Source organism: Erwinia sp. E_sp_B01_1 (assembly GCF_036865545.1).
Classification (GTDB): domain Bacteria; phylum Pseudomonadota; class Gammaproteobacteria; order Enterobacterales; family Enterobacteriaceae; genus Erwinia.
The window spans coordinates 1,726,008-1,743,088 of the sequence record NZ_CP142208.1 but is presented as its reverse complement, the minus strand read 5'-3'; the positions used below and the strand labels follow the sequence as shown (position 1 = coordinate 1,743,088).

The 17,081-nt window shown below is 51.3% G+C and carries 18 protein-coding genes, 3 tRNA genes and 1 pseudogene; 9 read left to right on the top strand and 13 right to left on the bottom strand.

Features of this window, described 5'->3' with window-relative positions; genetic code table 11:
• Window position 1: 1 nt before the first annotated feature.
• Window positions 2-433, bottom strand: coding sequence for a MarR family transcriptional regulator (locus VRC33_RS08450; protein ID WP_338562777.1), 432 nt, complete (start codon window positions 431-433; stop codon window positions 2-4).
• A gap of 220 nt (window positions 434-653) precedes the next feature.
• On the opposite strand from VRC33_RS08450, the gene VRC33_RS08445 reads away from it, so the two are divergent.
• Both VRC33_RS08445 and VRC33_RS08440 read left to right on the top strand, forming a co-directional pair.
• Complete coding sequence (locus tag VRC33_RS08445) at window positions 654-1,490, top strand: AraC family transcriptional regulator (protein WP_338564173.1); 837 nt, start codon at window positions 654-656, stop codon at window positions 1,488-1,490.
• A gap of 49 nt (window positions 1,491-1,539) precedes the next feature.
• The gene (locus tag VRC33_RS08440) at window positions 1,540-1,947 is read left to right on the top strand and encodes a DUF2000 domain-containing protein (protein ID WP_338562774.1); all 408 of its coding nucleotides are present in this window, start codon (window positions 1,540-1,542) and stop codon (window positions 1,945-1,947) included.
• 8 nt (window positions 1,948-1,955) lie between these two features.
• On the opposite strand, the gene VRC33_RS08435 is transcribed toward VRC33_RS08440, so the two are convergent.
• A complete protein-coding gene (locus VRC33_RS08435) occupies window positions 1,956-2,822 on the bottom strand; it encodes a lipid kinase (protein WP_338562772.1) in 867 nt (288 codons plus the stop codon).
• A gap of 251 nt (window positions 2,823-3,073) precedes the next feature.
• Between VRC33_RS08435 and VRC33_RS08430 the strand changes: the two genes are divergently transcribed.
• The 3 genes from VRC33_RS08430 (at window position 3,074) to VRC33_RS08420 (ending at window position 6,084) form a co-directional block, all read left to right on the top strand.
• A complete protein-coding gene (locus VRC33_RS08430) occupies window positions 3,074-3,847 on the top strand; it encodes an alpha/beta hydrolase (protein WP_338562771.1) in 774 nt (257 codons plus the stop codon).
• 147 nt (window positions 3,848-3,994) lie between these two features.
• Window positions 3,995-4,672: a heavy metal response regulator transcription factor gene (locus VRC33_RS08425; protein WP_338562769.1), complete on the top strand. Its 678-nt coding sequence runs from the start codon at window positions 3,995-3,997 to the stop codon at window positions 4,670-4,672.
• Complete coding sequence (locus VRC33_RS08420; RefSeq protein WP_338562767.1) at window positions 4,669-6,084, top strand: heavy metal sensor histidine kinase; 1,416 nt, start codon at window positions 4,669-4,671, stop codon at window positions 6,082-6,084. Before VRC33_RS08425 ends, VRC33_RS08420 begins: the two co-directional genes overlap by 4 nt.
• Before the next feature lie 557 nt (window positions 6,085-6,641).
• Here VRC33_RS08420 and VRC33_RS08415 read toward each other — a convergent pair.
• Entirely contained in the window at window positions 6,642-7,193 is a 552-nt protein-coding gene (locus VRC33_RS08415; protein ID WP_338562764.1) for a hypothetical protein, read from the bottom strand.
• A gap of 8 nt (window positions 7,194-7,201) precedes the next feature.
• On the bottom strand, window positions 7,202-7,555 hold the full coding sequence (locus VRC33_RS08410) for a hypothetical protein (protein WP_338562761.1): 354 nt from the start codon (window positions 7,553-7,555) through the stop codon (window positions 7,202-7,204).
• A 58-nt stretch (window positions 7,556-7,613) separates the two neighbouring features.
• On the opposite strand from VRC33_RS08410, the pseudogene VRC33_RS08405 reads away from it, so the two are divergent.
• Window positions 7,614-7,694 (top strand): annotated as a pseudogene (locus VRC33_RS08405) (integrase); the annotation flags it as partial.
• A gap of 133 nt (window positions 7,695-7,827) precedes the next feature.
• Here VRC33_RS08405 and VRC33_RS08400 read toward each other — a convergent pair.
• The 6 genes from VRC33_RS08400 to uvrY all read right to left on the bottom strand — a co-directional run bounded on the left by VRC33_RS08400 (window position 7,828) and on the right by uvrY (window position 11,375).
• A tRNA-Leu gene (locus VRC33_RS08400) sits at window positions 7,828-7,913 on the bottom strand.
• Window positions 7,914-7,925: 12 nt separating this feature from the next.
• Window positions 7,926-7,999: transfer RNA gene (locus tag VRC33_RS08395), tRNA-Cys, on the bottom strand.
• Window positions 8,000-8,040: 41 nt separating this feature from the next.
• Window positions 8,041-8,116 (bottom strand) — tRNA-Gly (locus VRC33_RS08390).
• Window positions 8,117-8,270: 154 nt separating this feature from the next.
• A complete protein-coding gene (gene pgsA, locus VRC33_RS08385) occupies window positions 8,271-8,819 on the bottom strand; it encodes a CDP-diacylglycerol--glycerol-3-phosphate 3-phosphatidyltransferase (protein ID WP_338562758.1) in 549 nt (182 codons plus the stop codon).
• 71 nt (window positions 8,820-8,890) lie between these two features.
• Entirely contained in the window at window positions 8,891-10,723 is a 1,833-nt protein-coding gene (uvrC, locus tag VRC33_RS08380) for an excinuclease ABC subunit UvrC (RefSeq protein WP_338562755.1), read from the bottom strand.
• On the bottom strand, window positions 10,716-11,375 hold the full coding sequence (uvrY, locus tag VRC33_RS08375; protein WP_338562753.1) for a UvrY/SirA/GacA family response regulator transcription factor: 660 nt from the start codon (window positions 11,373-11,375) through the stop codon (window positions 10,716-10,718). The genes uvrC and uvrY overlap by 8 nt, the downstream gene beginning before the upstream one ends.
• A gap of 239 nt (window positions 11,376-11,614) precedes the next feature.
• On the opposite strand from uvrY, the gene VRC33_RS08370 reads away from it, so the two are divergent.
• Together VRC33_RS08370 and VRC33_RS08365 are read left to right on the top strand one after the other, a co-directional pair.
• The gene (locus VRC33_RS08370) at window positions 11,615-11,839 is read left to right on the top strand and encodes a DUF2594 family protein (RefSeq protein WP_053145695.1); all 225 of its coding nucleotides are present in this window, start codon (window positions 11,615-11,617) and stop codon (window positions 11,837-11,839) included.
• A gap of 81 nt (window positions 11,840-11,920) precedes the next feature.
• Window positions 11,921-12,259 (top strand): GlpM family protein, encoded by a 339-nt coding sequence (locus VRC33_RS08365; protein ID WP_338562751.1) that lies wholly within the window; start codon window positions 11,921-11,923, stop codon window positions 12,257-12,259.
• On the opposite strand, the gene VRC33_RS08360 is transcribed toward VRC33_RS08365, so the two are convergent.
• From VRC33_RS08360 to VRC33_RS08350, 3 genes are all read right to left on the bottom strand, one after another.
• Window positions 12,256-12,873 carry an autoinducer synthase gene (locus VRC33_RS08360; RefSeq protein WP_338564170.1) on the bottom strand — a complete coding sequence of 206 codons (618 nt, stop codon included), beginning with the start codon at window positions 12,871-12,873 and terminating at the stop codon, window positions 12,256-12,258. The genes VRC33_RS08365 and VRC33_RS08360 overlap by 4 nt on opposite strands.
• A gap of 128 nt (window positions 12,874-13,001) precedes the next feature.
• Window positions 13,002-13,724, bottom strand: a complete 723-nt coding sequence (sdiA, locus tag VRC33_RS08355; protein ID WP_338562749.1) for a transcriptional regulator SdiA — start codon at window positions 13,722-13,724, stop codon at window positions 13,002-13,004.
• Between the two features lie 1,027 nt (window positions 13,725-14,751).
• Window positions 14,752-15,450: an extensin family protein gene (locus VRC33_RS08350; protein WP_338562747.1), complete on the bottom strand. Its 699-nt coding sequence runs from the start codon at window positions 15,448-15,450 to the stop codon at window positions 14,752-14,754.
• 211 nt (window positions 15,451-15,661) lie between these two features.
• Here VRC33_RS08350 and cycA point away from each other — a divergent pair, with 211 nt between their 5' ends.
• Window positions 15,662-17,056 (top strand): D-serine/D-alanine/glycine transporter, encoded by a 1,395-nt coding sequence (gene cycA, locus VRC33_RS08345; RefSeq protein ID WP_338562746.1) that lies wholly within the window; start codon window positions 15,662-15,664, stop codon window positions 17,054-17,056.
• Window positions 17,057-17,081 lie beyond the last annotated feature (25 nt).

Sequence of the window (17,081 nt, the reverse complement as noted above, 5' to 3'; positions counted from 1 at the left end):
CTTATTTCGCCTCGGTGGCTGTGAGTAGCCGCTGGAGCACGCGCTGGGTAATCGCCAGTTCTTCAGGGTTGATATCGGCGAGCAGTTCGTTGCGCAGGCTGTCCGCCTCCACTTTCAGCGTTTGATAGAGGGAATTGCCCTGAGCAGTAACGTGCAGCAGTCGCTTGCGGCGGTCCTCCTCCGGCTGAATACGCTGGACCAGCTGCTGTTTTACCAGCCGGTCAATCAGAGGCACCACGCTGGCATCTTCCAGCCCCAGCGCCTGGGCTAGCTGCTTCTGGCTGATCGGTTCTTCCTGAATAGCTATGGTTGCCACGGCCATCCAGCTGCTCATGCTCAGCCCTTTGTCTTTCATCCGCCGATCGATAGCCTGGCGCCAGGCATGAGCCGTCAGATGCAATAAGCGCGAGAAGTTGAGTTCCTGAGCATTCAAAATGTAGAGGCCTGATGATTAGATATCTAACTAAATGGGTCGGCAATTATAATCAAGGATCATAGCCGTCAGGAAGAGGAAGCAAGAACAAATATTTAAAAAAAACAAAAATAGTGACCTGCCTGCCGCGCTCAGGGGTTCGCGCCCGCTAACAACATATTGCGCAGGTCTTAACAGGGCTATAACCTGATAACAGGATCAACGATGCGGGGCCAGAGTGATGAACAAGCCGGGTTGGGTGCAACTGACCAGAGATAACGATCTGCCGGTGGAAGCCATCCGCGCGCATTTCACCGGACATGCTTACGATCCTCACTGGCACGATACCTGGCTGATTGGCGTGACTGAACAAGGAGTACAGCAATTTCACTCCCGCCGTAAGAAACATCAGAGCCATCCGGGAACGGTGTTTATGCTGGAGCCGGGTGAATTGCATGATGGCGATGCCATAGATGAAAAAGGCTTCACTTATCGGATGCTCTATGTGGATGCTGATTTTATGCACCAGCAGCTGAGAACCATTTTTGGCAATGTCCCCGACAGCTTTGAACTGAATTTTGCCCGCACGCTTTCCGGCGATCGACGGCTGGCTTATGCAACCTTTCAGGCTTTCCAGTGCCTGCACGACAGGGAGCTGAAGATTGTGAAAGAGACGGCCATGCAACAACTGTTCGCCGCCCTTACCCAGCATCAGCACTGGCGAAAATCGGTGGTGATCCCCCATGAGGAAAAGGCGCTGGCGCTGAAGGCCAGAAGCTGGCTGCACGATCATCTGCATGAAAATATCGGACTCAGCGATATGGCCCAGGCGCTGGGGGTGGATCGGTTCCGTCTGTCGCGCGAGTTTCAGGCCCGGTTCGGTCTGCCGCCCCATGCCTGGCTTATTCAGTTGCGGCTGACCCATGCCCGGCAAATGCTTTCAGGGGGTATGCCGCCAGCGGAGGTCGCCGCCCATCTGGGATTTGCCGATCAGAGCCACCTTGGGCGCTGGTTCCGCCGCGCCTATCAGCTGACGCCGGCTTACTATCAGCAACGCTGCACAAATCTTCCAGACTGAATCCCGCCGCTGCCCTACTCTGCTCTTTTTAGCTGATGGAGAAGAGCGGATGAACGATCTGCGCTGTGTAGTTATCCTCAATAACGATCTGCCCGTGGGCAAAGCAACCAATGCGGCCGCCGTTATTTCATTGACGCTGGGGCAGCGCCACCCTGGTTTTGTAGGCTCTCCACTGGTTGATGGCAGTGGTCAGGCCCATCCGGGATTGATCCCTGTGGGCATCCCGATTCTGGCAGCCACCAACGAACAGCTCGGTTCGCTGACGGGTCAGTGTCAGGAGAGGGGTTTTGATCTGGTTCTGTTCCCGGTTGAGGGGCAAATGACCGTGGACTACGCCGCCTTTAGTGAGGCGGTCAGCCATATTCCAACCGACAGCCTGCAACACCTTGGATTAGGCATAGTTGGCGAGAAAAAAGCGCTGAGAAAACTCACGGCTAAGCTGAAGCTGTTTGACTGACCCCAGGCTCACTCAGGCGCATAAACGCTGACGGCCGCCTTTCGCAGGCTGAACACTGCGGGCGTTGTCCCGACAATTTCACCGTCGGCATTGATATTATGGGGTCGCCTGGTAGTCACTGTCAGACTGGTTGCAGGAAAAGCCCGGACTTTTTGCCAGTTGCCGTGCGTGCCGCGTCGCAGCCAGGGCATCAGAGCCAGCATTTCCCACCAGTGGTCCAGCTCCAGGCTGTAAACATCAAGCTGTCCGTCATCAGGACGGGCCGCTTGCTCTACCGTCATCCCACCACCATAAAAGCGTCCGTTACCTACCGATAGCTGGATGGTTTTGACTTTTTCCACTGTTCCCTCGTGGGTAATTTCCACGGTGAAGGGACGGCTCTGACGAAATAATTTTCCGGCTGCCAGGGCATAACCCACAACTCCCCAGCGTTTTTTTGATTCTGCGGTCAGGTTTTTTGCCAGCGAGGCAGAAAATCCAATGCTGGCCACATTAAAGAAAGGATGCCCGTTCACGTCACCCAGATCCAACTGGCGAAGGTGCCCACGGGCAATAATGGCCACGGCCTGAGGCAAAGAACGGGGGATAGCAAGCGTGCGGGCCAGGTCATTCGCCGTCCCTAAAGGAAGGATGCCCAGAGGAAGCCCGGTTTCACAAAGAGAATCAGCCACTGCATTAAGCGATCCATCCCCTCCCCCCACAATAACTTTGTCTACCTCCCCCGCATAATGCCGTACGGCATCCGAAAGACTCAGCTCTTTGTCAGGGCGAATAATTTCCACTCCCTGCTGTGCAAATAACCCGCAGATAGCATCCGGCGACTGCTGCCCTTTTCTGGCTTTAGGGTTTACCAGTAATAGTGCACGACCTGACATAAAAAACTCCGGAAGATATTTAAGGTTTTTTATTAGAACGTTCAGTCGTTTAGCGCTCAACCACGCTTAAGCTCTATTACATTCCATGACAAAAAGTGACAGAGAGGCCAGCGACTTCAGTGGCTGTGCCAGGTTCGGCTTAAGCCCTGGTGCACTGATTTTGTCATTTTGTTGTCATTTCCTCGTCAGCAGTTTGTGGGAGCCAGCTAAGTAAAGTGGCTCTACACCCTGTTGAATCCTGAGGATAGATCATGAAATTACGTTATCTCTCTGCAATAGCTTCCCTGGCTCTGGCTGGAATGAACATCTCAGTTGCCCGCGCTGATGCCGCTCCGCAGGAAGTTAAAAATATTGTTCTGGTCCATGGGCTGTTCGCCGACGGCTCAAGCTGGGGCAAAGTGATTCCCCTGTTGCAGGCTAAAGGTCTGCACGTTACGGCAGTGCAAAACCCTACCACCTCCCTGGATGATGACGTTGCTGCGGTGAAGCGGACGCTGGCACAACAAAAGGGCCCGGTGATCCTGGTCGCCCACTCTTATGGCGGCATGGCAATCAGTCAGGCTGGCGATATCCCGGAAGTGAAAGGTCTGGTCTATATTGCGGCCCGGGCACCTGAAGCGGGCGAAGATTATCCTGCACTGACGAAAAAATTTCCTGCGGCTCCCGCCTCCGCAGGTCTGAAATGGAATGACGATGGTTACGGTGCGCTGACCGAATCGGCTTTTATCCATGACTTTGCGGGCGATCTACCGGCAAGCGAAGCCAGGGCTTATTACGCCGTTCAGCAGCCAATGGGTAAAGCCATCACCACGGCAAAAACCACCGTCGCCGCCTGGCATGACAAACCCTCCTGGTACGCGGTCTCCACTGAAGATCGCACTATCAATCCAGACCTGGAACGCTTCATGGCTAAACGTATGAACGCACACACCATTGAGCTGAAATCCAGCCATGTTTCGCTGATTTCTCAGCCACAGGCGGTCGCCAATCTGATTATGAAAGCGGCGCACGTACCTGGCTACTGAAGTGCACCGATCTTATAATGACCAGGATGGGGCGCATTCAGCGCCCCTGACTGCTGACGAAACCCGAAGCGATGGGAGTCTGCACTTTGTCAGTAACCTCAGGCGCTCCGGGAGCGCCCTTTTCTCCTGTTAAAGGGATGCTGGCGCTTGAAAATACTGATTGTTGAAGACGAAGCTAAAACCGCAGCCTACCTGGTCAACGGGCTTCAGGAAGCGGGCTACACCGCTGACTGGGCAGCCAACGGTATTGATGGGCTGCACTGTGCGCGGGAAGAGACTTACGATTTGATCCTGCTGGATGTGATGTTGCCAGAGATTAGCGGCTGGACGGTGATGGAGCGATTGCGCGCCCACAGCCAGACGCCGGTGCTGTTCCTCAGCGCGCGCGGCACGCTGGAAGATCGTCTGCGGGGGTTAGGTCTTGGAGCCGATGACTATCTGGTAAAGCCCTTCTCATTTGCTGAGCTTCTGGCGCGTATCCGCATTATTTTGCGCCGGGGGCATCCTACGGCCGAACAGGATGAGATACTGACGCTTGCTGACCTGAAAGTCGATGTGACCAGGGTCCGTTGCGAACGAGATGGCAAACGTATCACCCTGACCAATAAAGAGTTTCGGCTTTTAGTCTGTTTCCTGCAGCATCCTGGCCAGGTCCTGTCACGGACTTATCTGGCTTCCCGCATCTGGGATATGAATTTCGACAGTGACACCAACGTGATTGATGTTGCCGTACGCCGGCTGCGGCAGAAAATTGACGATCCCTTTCAGGTACGCCTGATTCATACGGTATACGGTGTCGGCTACCGTTGCGAAACCGAATCATGAAACGTGCTTCGCTGACTTTACGGCTGGCGCTGCTGCTGGCGGCATTCTCCTTTGTGGCCTTCACGCTGATGGGCGGTGTTCTCTATTACGCATTGAGCCAGCAGTTATCCCTGCGTGATGATGCGGCGCTGGTTGCCCGCGTCGACCAAATCAGTACCCTGCTGAAGGATCTTAATGCCCGTCAGCTAATCCATGAAAAACCCGGCCTTTTTGCCAATATGCTGGGGAATACTGAATCGCTGCTGGTGATCCGCTATGTAGGCGGAAATACGCTGTTGGAAGTTAACCCTGCACAGCGTGATATTCCCTCCGTCACGCCGGTTGATACCGGCCAGCCTCTGAAATTGAGCGCGGTACATCATGCAAAAATCGCTGACGGAACCCCGATGGTTTATATGGCGGCCATAAGTCCTTCGGCAAATGCTTTGCCGCCGCTGGAAATTCTGTCGGCAAGGGTATTAAGCGATCGAACCCGTATTCTTGAAACCTACCGCAACAAAATACTCCTTTTCGCCTCAGTGATGGCAGCCATCTCCGTGGTGCTGGCGTTTATCGCCGCTCATTATGGCGTCTCTCCTTTACGCTCGCTCGCTGAGCGTACAGCCCGAATCAGTACCAGAACGCTCTCCTCAAGATTGAATAAGGAGGAGGCCCCAAGAGAGCTGGATACTCTGATTGATCAGATCAACGCCATGCTGGAAAGACTTGAACGCGGATACCAGCAATTGAAACAGGTCAGTGCAGATATGGCCCACGATTTGCGCACCCCGATCACCACCCTGCTCGGTCAGACAGAAGTGGGACTGAGTGCGCCACGCGACAGCACTTACTATCAGCAACTGCTTGGTTCTAATTTTGAAGAGCTACAGCGTATGTCACGAATGATCGACAATATGCTTTTTCTGGCACAGGCGGAGCAGCCTGACCAGGAGATTCAGCGTACCCGTCTTGATATCAGCGGTGAGATGGCCAGGGTGTGTGACTATTTTGAGGATGTCGCCGCTGACCAGAACCAGACAATCCACACAAGCGGTAGCGGAACGGTATTTGCAGATGCCCTGTTGCTGCGCAGAGCGCTGGCAAACCTGCTCTCTAATGCCGTGCGCTACGCCAGCCCGGCAAGCCAGATTGAAATAATTGCACAACCTAGGGCGCAGGGTATGAGTATCCGGATTGTGAACCGTGGTGAAACCATAGCCCCGGTGCATCAGGAGCGAATTTTCGATCGTTTCTATCGCGCCGATCCATCCCGCCATGATTCCGGACAATCCAGCGGACTGGGGTTATCAATTGTGAACTCAATTATGCAACTGCATCAGGGAAGATGCTGGGTTGAGAGCCATGACGGCGTGACCAGCTTTGGTTTGCTGTTTCCGGATTTGGATTTGGATTTGGATTTGGAACTTAGTTGAGCTGAATGCGGTGCAAACCGGCGGCTTATCTTTTTCAGAGAAGTGAATACTTATTCAACGCGCAAAAATCATGTCAGGCGGGGAATTGCAGGCACAAAAAAACCTCCCGTGGGAGGTTCGACGACATTGCACAAAGTGCTTGTTTTTATTCGTTATAAATCGGTAGAAAATAATGGTGCCCGGGGCGGGACTTGAACCCGCACAGCCATAAACCGAGGGATTTTAAAAACTAACTATCAGCCTTATAAATCATAAAATTATGAGCTATAAGGCTTTTTAAATTGCGTCTATCTGCGTATTTAGGCTTATGGCGTGATTTCATCGCCATCAGGATCACCAGTCGCTGGGACTCTCATCATAGATTTTTCGTACAGCGAACTTAAAAATGTAGTAGCCCAGTATCATCCCCACTACGGTTAAAGCAGCCAGGTAGTATCTGTACTCGCTGAATGAGAAAAACACGAACCATACCATACAGACTAGTGATAATCCGCATACACCCATTCCAATCCCCTGAATGATGCGTGAAAATGATGCCAGCAGTAATTTCTTCATATTTAAACTTTCTCGAAAAAGTAACAGCAAGTCTGGTGAAATTTATCGCGATCTGTGAACCATAGCGCAGCGGCGTCTTCAAAAGGCCTGGTTTTCTCTTCAACCATGAAATACAGAAGATCCAGATCTCCCAGCCGCCGAAGCATGTTGTAGGCATTGGAATTGCGGCGCTGTAACTCCCTTGAAACATATACTGAACGAGACATTGCCGCCCCTAACGACAGGATGCTCCCTATTGTCATTCCTGTGACCATTCTGGGGATTAATTTGGATGAAAAGACGTACCCCATATTCGCAGTGGCTAACTGGTTGAATGTCATTTTTCCCAGAAAATTCCCACCGCCTTTAGCAGAAAGCTCTTTCAATTTATTAAAATCGACATGCTGGAAAAAATTATCCATAAACAGGTGCAGGACTTTTTCCAGGTTCCGCCTTGAGGCCATCCCATGCTTCACCATCCTGACTATTCTTTCTTTGTCATGCGAATTGATAGCTCTGTGGTCTGTATCAAGGTAATCCCGGCCAAGATAATAAATATCAACGGGCCAGTTCACGAACCCCTTTAGAAATCCACGGAAAAATTTCCATCAACGTGGATCGCATCAGCCATTTCATCAGCTAATTTTCTGGCACTAATCATCAAGTTTCTTCCTTGTTCACTAAATTTTGCAAAGAGGGTGCGGGTTTTCGTCGCGCTGGCGGTGAACTGTGCGGCCTGCTGGCTCTGGCCGGTATCGGGGTGCGTATGGCTGGCGGTCAGCGTTGCCAGTTCGTTGACCACATCAAGCGTGTCGGTCAGCAGGATAAGCAGGTTTATTTCACCGTTACCCAGTATCACAACCGGTGCGATCAGTTGCTGGGCTGCCGCCGTGCTGCGACGGATGTCCACTATTTTTTCAGTCAGCGCCGCGCCCACCACAAGCGTGGCGTTCCGGCCAACACAGACAGATGCATCTTTGCTGCTAATATTCAGGAGGTACGCTCATTTTGCACCAGATCACCTTGATGCAGCCATCACCCTTAATCCTTTTGATAACCTGACAACAGATGACTAGGCAGCAGCTTAAATGCTGCGTCGCCATTTCATCGCCACTGCCAAATTGCAGGCACAAAAAAACCGCCCTTGGGCGGTTCGACGACATTGCACAAAGTGCTTGTTTTTATTCGTTTTAAATCGGTAGAAAATAATGGTGCCCGGGGCGGGACTTGAACCCGCACAGCCATAAGCCGAGGGATTTTAAATCCCTTGTGTCTACCGATTTCACCACCCGGGCATGGGTGTAAAGTGGAGGCGCGTCCCGGAGTCGAACCGAGGTTCACGGATTTGCAATCCGCTGCATGGCCACTCTGCCAACGCGCCTTAATCTTGCTGTATCACCAGACAGTCTGATGATTAAAATCTGGAGCGGGAAACGAGACTCGAACTCGCGACCCCGACCTTGGCAAGGTCGTGCTCTACCAACTGAGCTATTCCCGCATTCAACAGTACTGACTCGCAGAAGCTGCTGATTTACTTTATCTTCTGGCAGGCTTGCTGCCTTTCGATGCGTTGCATTCTACTGTTCTGGAGAAATGAGTCAACACAATTATCCGCACATTCCTTCCGTTTGCTGCTTTTTGAATCGCATCGATCACCGTTCGAACAAATCACCGCGCGCTGCGTTCAGATACTGGAACATTGACCAGAACGTGAGAACCGCCGCAATGTATAAAGCCACCACACCGACACCCACAACGGTGCTGTCCGGACGCCATAACAGAGCAAACAGCGATAACATCTGCGCAGTGGTTTTTACTTTGCCAATCCAGGAGACGGCCACGCTGCTGCGTTTTCCAATCTCTGCCATCCACTCGCGCAGTGCAGAGATGATGATTTCGCGGGCAATCATGGTTGCTGCAGGCAGCGTAATCCACCAGGAGTGAAAATATTCCGCCACCAGCACCAGCGCCATAGCCACCATCACTTTATCGGCCACCGGGTCAAGGAAGGCACCAAAACGGGTGGTCTGCTTCCAGCGACGAGCCAGGTAGCCATCAAACCAGTCAGTGATCGCGGCAAAGATAAAGATTAGCGCACAAGCCAGAGGAGCCCATACAAATGGCAGATAGAAAGCCAGCACAAAGAACGGGATTAAAACAACACGAAACAGGGTAAGTAACGTTGGAATGTTAAAATGCATAGGTACGCTAACTGTTTGGGCAGAGTAGGATTTGTCCCTATGTTCCTACATTGCCCCTGGGGTTGCAATGCTTAGTGTTTCAGCGAATAAAAGATTTTCTCCGCCAGCACGCGGGAAATGCCAGGAACTTTTGCTAACTCATCGACCGAGGCATTCATAAGCGGTTGCAGGCCTCCCATGTACTTGAGCAGCATCTGACGTCGTTTTGGTCCTATCCCTTCTATCGTCTCCAGCGCGCTGGTGTTCTTGACTTTGGCGCGCTTATTACGGTGACCGGTTATTGCATGATTGTGAGAGTCATCACGAATATGCTGGATCACATGCAGAGCCGGTGAGTCAGATGGCAGGGAAAAGCCTTCGCCTTCTGGTTCAAAGAACAGCGTTTCCAGCCCGGCTTTACGGTCGGCCCCTTTCGCTACGCCTAACAGAATGGGCCGGTCTTTATCCCAGGGAACATCCAGTTCTGCAAACACCGTTTTTGCCTGCGAAAGCTGGCCTTTGCCGCCATCGATCAGTATCACATCCGGGATTTTGCTCTCTTCGAGTGCCTTACCGTAACGACGACGCAACACCTGATTCATCGCGGCATAGTCATCGCCGGGCGTGATGCCAGTGATGTTGTAGCGGCGATATTCGGAACGCAGCGGGCCATTGGCATCAAATACCACGCACGATGCCACGGTTTGCTCGCCCATTGTATGGCTGATGTCGAAACACTCCATCCGGTTGATCTCAGGCAGCTCAAGCACTTCGCTTAGCGCCCTGAGACGTTGATGAATGGTGGACTGCTGTGACAGACGGCTGACCAGCGCGGTGCTGGCATTAGTGCGGGCCAGCTTCAGGTAACGTGCGCGATCGCCACGAGGCTTGCTTTGGATCGAGACTTTCCGCCCCGCCAGCCCGGTCAGGGAGTCGGCCAGCAGATCTTTTTCCGGCAGAATAAAATCCAACAGAATATCCGACGGCAGAGTGCGAGCCTCGCTCCCCTGTAGATAAAATTGTCCGACAAACGTCTGAACAACTTCAGCCAGGTCGGTATCGTTGGGCACTTTAGGAAAGTAACTGCGGCTGCCCAGCACCTTGCCCTGCCGGATAAAGAGAACGTGAAGGCAGGCCATCCCGGAATCGAATGCCACGCCAATCACATCCAGATCGTCGCCGTTATTTGAAACAAACTGACGTTCTGTTACCCGGCGCACGGCCTGAATCTGATCGCGCAGCCGTCCGGCTTCTTCAAACTTCAGGTCACGGCTGGCATTTTCCATCCTTGAGACCAGCTGATTGACCACCTGATCATCTTTTCCGGAAAGAAACAGCCTGACATATTCAATCTGCTGAGCGTACTCTTCCTCACTGACCAGCCCCTCAACACAAGGGCCAAGGCAGCGGCCAATCTGGTATTGCAGGCAGGGCCGTGACCGGTTGCGATAAACATTGTTTTCACACTGCCGCACCGGGAACACTTTCTGCAGCAATGATAAAGTTTCACGAACAGCATAGCCGTTAGGGAAAGGTCCGAAATACTCTCCTTTAGCCTGTTTGGCGCCACGATGGCTGGCGAGGCGGGGATGCGTATCGGCACTCAGGAAGATAAATGGATAAGATTTGTCATCGCGCAGCAGCACGTTGTAACGCGGCTGATACAGCTTGATGTAGTTGTGCTCAAGCAGCAGTGCCTCAGTTTCCGTATGGGTTACAGTGACATCGATTTGAGCAATATTGGCCACCAGCGCTTCCGTTTTCCGGCTTGCAAGGTTGCCGCGAAAGTAACTGGTCAGACGTTTCTTTAAATCTTTGGCTTTACCGACATAGATTACCGTGCCACCCGCATCATACATGCGATAAACGCCTGGCTGGCTGGTAACAGATTTCAGGAAGGATTTGGCATCAAACTGTTCATTCACTACTGATTAACGACTCCGCATTGAACAGGCCATGACGGATGGCCAGGTGTGTTAACTCAACGTCACCGCTGATGTTGAGCTTGCTGAACATGCGGTAGCGATAGCTGTTAACGGTTTTAGGGCTGAGGTTCAACTGCCCGGAAATCTCCGCGACTTTCTGCCCCTTAGTAATCATCAGCATAATCTGCAATTCACGTTCCGACAAACTCTCGAAGGGAGAATCTGTTTTTTGCGGTTCAATCTGGCTCAGTGCCATCTGCTGCGCAATATCTGAAGCGATGTAACGCTGGCCGGAGTTAACCTGGCGTATCGCATTCACCACTTCCTGAGGCGCAGCCCCTTTGCTGAGATAGCCGGAAGCGCCAGCCTGCATGACCCTGGCGGGTAAGGGATTTTCTGTATGAATGGTCAGCATGATGATTTTGATGTCAGGATTGTAACGCACAATTTTGCGTGTAGCTTCCAGGCCACCAATACCGGGCATGCTCATATCCATCAGCACCACGTCCGGAGAGTTGGCACGACACCATTTTACTGCGTCTTCACCGCAGTTAGCCTCACCGGTTACCTGGAAACCTTTGATCTCTTCCAGTATGCGGCGGATGCCAGCACGTACCAGTTCATGGTCATCAACAAGAAAAACGCTAATCAAGCAGGTCTCTCCAAGTGGGTTTACCGGAGTGTTTCAGACGGTATGAGAAGGGGCGATCTTACCACTCTTTTGATCGGCGTTAGAAATGAAATAATGGCAAGTTTACCTGAGCGCTGTTCATCTGCCTCACAGTGCTGCTGGCCTCGCCCCGAGGGTTATGTGATACACTCAGTTATGCATTACTTTTTCAGCGGCGCCAGGCGGAGCCGTTGAACGGACGAGGACAATAAGGAGAAATCATGAGCAACACTGACTTTTCAACCAGCGAAGAGACGAAAACGTTGTCAGAAGAGATGGCCTGTATGAAAGCCCTGGTCACCTTCATGTTAAAAGGTATGGGACAGGCAGACGCCGGGAAAGTCATTATTAACATGGAACGCTATATTGACCAGCTGACCGACCAGCAACAGGCAGATGTGTTCAGCAGCACCATCAAACAGATTAAACAGGCTTATCGCCAGTAATTCTGACCGCAATGCCAAAGCCCATTGATTTTCCTCCCCTGTTGTAACATGGTTAGGTTTTCCTTTTAGCTGAATGGAACAATGGGCTTACTTTTCAAAGCAGTTCTGGGCGCGCTGGTAGTGGTACTGATCGGCATGCTCTCCAAAACGCGAAACTATTATATTGCCGGCCTTCTGCCACTCTTCCCCACTTTCGCTCTGATAGCACATTACATTGTCGCCAGCGATCGCGGTATCGAAGCGTTACGCACCACAATTATCTTCGGCATGTGGGCCATCATTCCCTATTTTATCTACCTGCTTTCGCTCTGGTATTTTATCGGAATGATGCGATTGCCCTTCGCGCTGGCCAGTGCAGTTGCCTGCTGGTGTCTGGCCGCATGGTTGTTGATCACGCTATGGGCAAGATGGCAGAGCTAGCGTCCTCTGGCGCCCCAGCTCACTGACACGCCCAGGGTTGGCAACACCTCTTCCGGACTGAACCGGCGTGCACCCTTGAACTTTTCAGCGAGGCCTGGCTGACTCACCGGGATTCGGACAGCAAACAGATTATCTTCAGACTGAATGACACCAGCCGTTAAGGGTTCATAAACCACCTGGTGCTGTTCAAACATCTGCTCCAGCATTGGCGTCGCTGCGCTGTACAGGTAGTCAATACCGGATTGCTCAGCCAGCTGCACGCTGTGCCACAAAATGCTCAGCGGCAATTCAGCATCGATATCCAGCTTGGCGGAGAAGCGTGACATCTCCCACACCGGATCCGGCTTTTTATCGCGGCCTTCTGAAATCGAGCCTGTCTCGGGATCCTGCCACTGCATCAGCCTTGCGCAGCCACAGATCCCGTGCTGTGCTTTCCAGGCAATCAGCCAGATAACATCAGAGCGATCGAAACGATCGTATTCCTGGCCTGGCGTACTCAATCGGGAGGGGATAGACCACCCTTCCCCGCGGGCAAACACGTTATAGCGATAACTTCCCAATTCTGCCAACAAAGAGGATGGCATGTCCTTAAGCTTGGTCTGGATAATTTTCATCATTGATCCCCTCTCGCATTCCCTCGTGAACGCCGCTCCTGACGGCACGATCAGGGTTGTTACCCTGGGCGCAGGGTAGACAACCGATAAGTAATTCGAAACTACCAGATTTGGTAGTTGCATCTCCCCTAAAGTAAACCGATTGCGGCTGCGTATGAGGCCACCTGAGTTTTATTCGGCGCATTGAACCTTTTTTGCATATTTTTTTGGTGAAAATTAACCGTATTCTCTGAAATTGAAAGAATCAGAGATATTTCTGCGGAGGTTTTCCCTTCCGCGGTCCATTTCAGGATTTCCAACTCACGCTGGCTTAATTCCATATCCATCACCGACATGGAAATATCTTTAACACGTTGTAACGCTTCAAGAGAAAGTACCAATAAATACTGAAGTTTAAGCTGCATAACTGGCGTTAACTCAATCTTTTCGAAAGTTTTACCAGAGGCCATAGATAATATACCAATGGCTCTATTTTTAGCCATCGCCGAGCAGGAAAATCCGGAATAAATACCGTGTTCTTTAGCGGCCTCAAACACTTTACGACCACTGCGACTCAAAGGCTCGTCCCACAACAATATTTTACCTGGTACCTGGCAATTTGCGATAACAGGGTCTATGGCAGCAAAGCCCTCTTTCTGGTACGTCCGTACCCATCTCTCAGGATAACTGCTGTAAATGAAAATTTTCGGTCTGGTAAAAGGCACAGGATGACGAATATACAGCGCATAAAAATCTAATCCCAGCGCAATCGTCTGGTGTTCGATAAGCGTTGTTATATCAGATGCAACAAAAATTTGATTGAAAGCCAACTCGATTTCATTTCGCCAATTCAAATACCTGTCTGCCGTCATTTATCCCTCTCCGGGATGAAGCACCAGCCGCATCCAGTTTATAATTTTTCATTTAGTGGGGAAAATGAATGAAACTAGAAAGATTATTAATGTGTTATGTCTCTGCCCAGGATTAATAATAACCAATAACAGTTTTATAGCCATCTGAAGCAGTATAAAAAAAGAGCAATCTAAAAATAACCTCCTCTAAATTACCCGGGAAAAAATAGCTCAGAAAGGAGAAAACCCCGAAAAAAGAGAAAATTTTTTAGCCGATTTGTCTGTTTACCTTGCCTGATTAGAATAGGATTTTTCCTGGAAACATTCAATATTTTTGACCCGCGAGAGGCATTTTTAAGTAACTGAATTTTTACTTGATGCGCAGCCAGCCATCGGCACTGCTCCTGAGTATTACCATGACAAAATATTAGTAAGATTATGATTCTAATGTTTTTATTATTTTATTTTACGGGGATTTGCTTTTAATGAAAGCTTAAGCACAAGCCCATAACCTCATTAATAACCCCTTATAAAGTAAGTGTATAAGCTTATTTTTTGGCGTTAACAACATGAACCTGTGAATTAAGCTGGAAGTTTGCGTTCACTCTGCCACGCCACTGCTTAACCGGAAAGAAACATATAACCACTTGTTTTACATGATAATTAATTTATCAAAGTGATCGAATTTTGTTTCAGAGTGGATAGTTTCAATAATAAACTAAATTTTCTTCATGGTTCGGGGACTTCAGTTAATTGTTTTTGAATTTCCGCTTATTCTTCGGCTGGCTGGTGGCGTTTATGGTGATGAGCTTCTTTAAAAGTGCAGGCATTGCCAGGCTTTCTGATGAAAAAACGCACACAACATTTCTGGCTGATTATTAATCTGACTGGGGGTGTTATCCGCTGGTTGCCACTCCGCGTGATTTTCAGAATCAGTTGCCTCAGCACCTGCTCTCTTCAGAAGCCCTGCTGATAAGGCAATGTTATCCGGCTTTGTTTCAACTGATCTGCAAACAAAATAATGCTGCTCCAAAACTCAAACGTGGTGTTAGCGACAGACGCCAAATCCACGCATCCCAAGATGAAAATGGTTGGCATGGGCGGCGTTGTAATCAGGGCCAATCGAGTTGCCGTAAAACTGACAACTCTGCTGGAATACCTGGTGCAGCCAGTGAGACTCTTTTTCCTGACGGGGCCATACTTTAAGCACACTAATCGATTTGCCATTAGCCAGCCTGAACCCTGCGATGTCCAGCGCATCCGCTGTGGCATGTTCGCTCAGGCGTCCTTCAGCACGGTGATAGATATTTCTGCAGGCATAACTCCCGAGGTGATCGATACGTGCCAGCGGGGAACCCAATTCTGCCGCCGCCAGCGGTTTTGCCGTTTGTGTAACAAACATCGTGGTGCTCAGCGCCAGGGAACAGCTTGCCAGAAAGCTCGAGCTCAGCCTGACGTCGCCAAAACTTTGCACTCTCACCGGTGCTGGCAGAGGGCAATTGCCGCTGGACGGCGGGGGCTGGCTGAAGCGGATATAGCCCTGCTGCTGAGCTTTTTGCAGGGCCGCAAGGCAGCCTGCAACATTGCCTGAAAGGCGTTTGATTTTATAACGGGTAATAAAGGTGGGCGGATCGGTGACCTCAAGCGGCGTGAAGGGGTTCCAGCCCGGCGGCAAATTTTTCTCAAACCAGGGCGCTATAGCCAGTAGCAGTAGCATAACGCCTGCAAGAGCCAACGCTCCTTTCATCAACCCCATCTCTTCCCTCTCGCTTTAGCCCGTATTGGGCAGGCCTTCAGCCCACGGTTAGCTGAAGTAAAAGTGTAGCGGCGTTTTTGTGCAATCAGTCTGGTTATACCGAACTTTACCTGCCTTCCGGGGGCTTTTACGTTAAGCTTTGCGCCGTAAAAGCCTTCAGAGCTTACATAACATCACATACAGGACAGGAAAAAACTCCGTTATGGTTGACCAAATAAAAGAGTCGCAGCTCAGCGAAGAGGCACCGGTTGAGCTACGGCGCACTCTGCATAATCGTCATATCCAGCTCATCGCGATCGGTGGTGCTATCGGCACCGGCCTGTTTATGGGGTCTGGAAAAACCATCAGTCTGGCCGGGCCGTCGATCATTTTCGTTTATATGATCATCGGTTTCATGCTGTTTTTCGTGATGCGGGCCATGGGCGAACTGCTGCTTTCCAACCTTGAATACAAGTCGTTCAGCGATTTCGCAGCGGACCTGCTTGGCCCCTGGGCTGGCTATTTCACCGGCTGGACCTACTGGTTCTGCTGGGTTGTGACCGGGATTGCCGATGTGGTGGCCATCAGTTCCTACTTTCAGCTCTGGTTCCCGGACTTCTCAATCTGGATGAGCGCTCTGCTCTGTATCTTCGTGTTCCTGTCGCTGAATATCGCGACGGTGAAGCTGTTCGGAGAGATGGAGTTCTGGTTTGCGATCATCAAAATCGTCGCCATTGTGGCGCTGATTGCCACCGGGATCGTGCTGGTGGCCATGCATTATCCTTCTCCGGGCGGGGGCACTGCTGCCATCAGTAATATCTGGGATCATGGTGGCATGTTCCCTAAAGGGCTGAGTGGCTTCTTTGCCGGCTTCCAGATAGCGGTATTTGCTTTTGTAGGGATTGAACTGGTAGGGACCGCTGCCGCAGAAACGCATGACCCGAAAAAAGTGCTGCCACGGGCGATCAACGCCATTCCGCTGCGCATCATTATGTTTTACGTGCTGGCCCTGCTGGTGATCATGGCGGTAACGCCGTGGAACAGCGTGGTTGCTGACCGCAGCCCGTTCGTTGAGATGTTTATGCTGATTGGCCTGCCGGCTGCTGCAAGTATCGTCAACTTTGTGGTGCTGACCTCGGCGGCCTCTTCTGCTAACAGCGGCATCTTCTCCACCAGCCGGATGCTCTATGGTCTGGCACAGCAGGGCGTGGCGCATCGCCGTTTTGGTCTGCTTTCGCGTCGTGCCGTGCCTACCACCGGCTTGTTCTTCTCCTGCCTGTGCCTTCTGGGCGGCGTGGCTCTGATCTATTTAATCCCGAACGTGATGCAGGTGTTTACGCTGGTGACCACCGTTTCCGCCATCCTGTTTATGTTTGTCTGGACGATTATTCTCTGTTCATACCTGGCATACCGTAAGAAGCGTCCGGAGCTGCACGCTGAGTCCAGCTATAAGATGCCGATGGGCAGGTTCATGTGCTGGGTCTGCATCGCGTTCTTTGCCTTTGTGCTGGTGCTGCTGACGCTGCAGGAGGATACCCGTCAGGCGCTGATGGTGACCCCGTTGTGGTTTGTTATGCTGGGCATCGGCTGGTGGTTGCGCAAAAGAAAACAGGCTTAAAAAGCAATTCGACGGGCCGTTCTGG

What these genes read in the sequence shown, in the direction of transcription:
- VRC33_RS08445 (WP_338564173.1), top strand. Translation starts at nt 654, where the DNA reads ATGAACAAGCCGGGTTGGGTGCAACTGACCAGAGATAACGATCTGCCG.
- VRC33_RS08440 (WP_338562774.1), top strand. Translation starts at nt 1,540, where the DNA reads ATGAACGATCTGCGCTGTGTAGTTATCCTCAATAACGATCTGCCCGTG.
- VRC33_RS08435 (WP_338562772.1), bottom strand. Translation starts at nt 2,822, where the DNA reads ATGTCAGGTCGTGCACTATTACTGGTAAACCCTAAAGCCAGAAAAGGG.
- VRC33_RS08430 (WP_338562771.1), top strand. Translation starts at nt 3,074, where the DNA reads ATGAAATTACGTTATCTCTCTGCAATAGCTTCCCTGGCTCTGGCTGGA.
- VRC33_RS08420 (WP_338562767.1), top strand. Translation starts at nt 4,669, where the DNA reads ATGAAACGTGCTTCGCTGACTTTACGGCTGGCGCTGCTGCTGGCGGCA.
- pgsA (WP_338562758.1), bottom strand. Translation starts at nt 8,819, where the DNA reads ATGCATTTTAACATTCCAACGTTACTTACCCTGTTTCGTGTTGTTTTA.
- VRC33_RS08370 (WP_053145695.1), top strand. Translation starts at nt 11,615, where the DNA reads ATGAGCAACACTGACTTTTCAACCAGCGAAGAGACGAAAACGTTGTCA.
- VRC33_RS08365 (WP_338562751.1), top strand. Translation starts at nt 11,921, where the DNA reads ATGGGCTTACTTTTCAAAGCAGTTCTGGGCGCGCTGGTAGTGGTACTG.
- VRC33_RS08360 (WP_338564170.1), bottom strand. Translation starts at nt 12,873, where the DNA reads ATGAAAATTATCCAGACCAAGCTTAAGGACATGCCATCCTCTTTGTTG.
- sdiA (WP_338562749.1), bottom strand. Translation starts at nt 13,724, where the DNA reads ATGACGGCAGACAGGTATTTGAATTGGCGAAATGAAATCGAGTTGGCT.
- VRC33_RS08350 (WP_338562747.1), bottom strand. Translation starts at nt 15,450, where the DNA reads ATGAAAGGAGCGTTGGCTCTTGCAGGCGTTATGCTACTGCTACTGGCT.
- cycA (WP_338562746.1), top strand. Translation starts at nt 15,662, where the DNA reads ATGGTTGACCAAATAAAAGAGTCGCAGCTCAGCGAAGAGGCACCGGTT.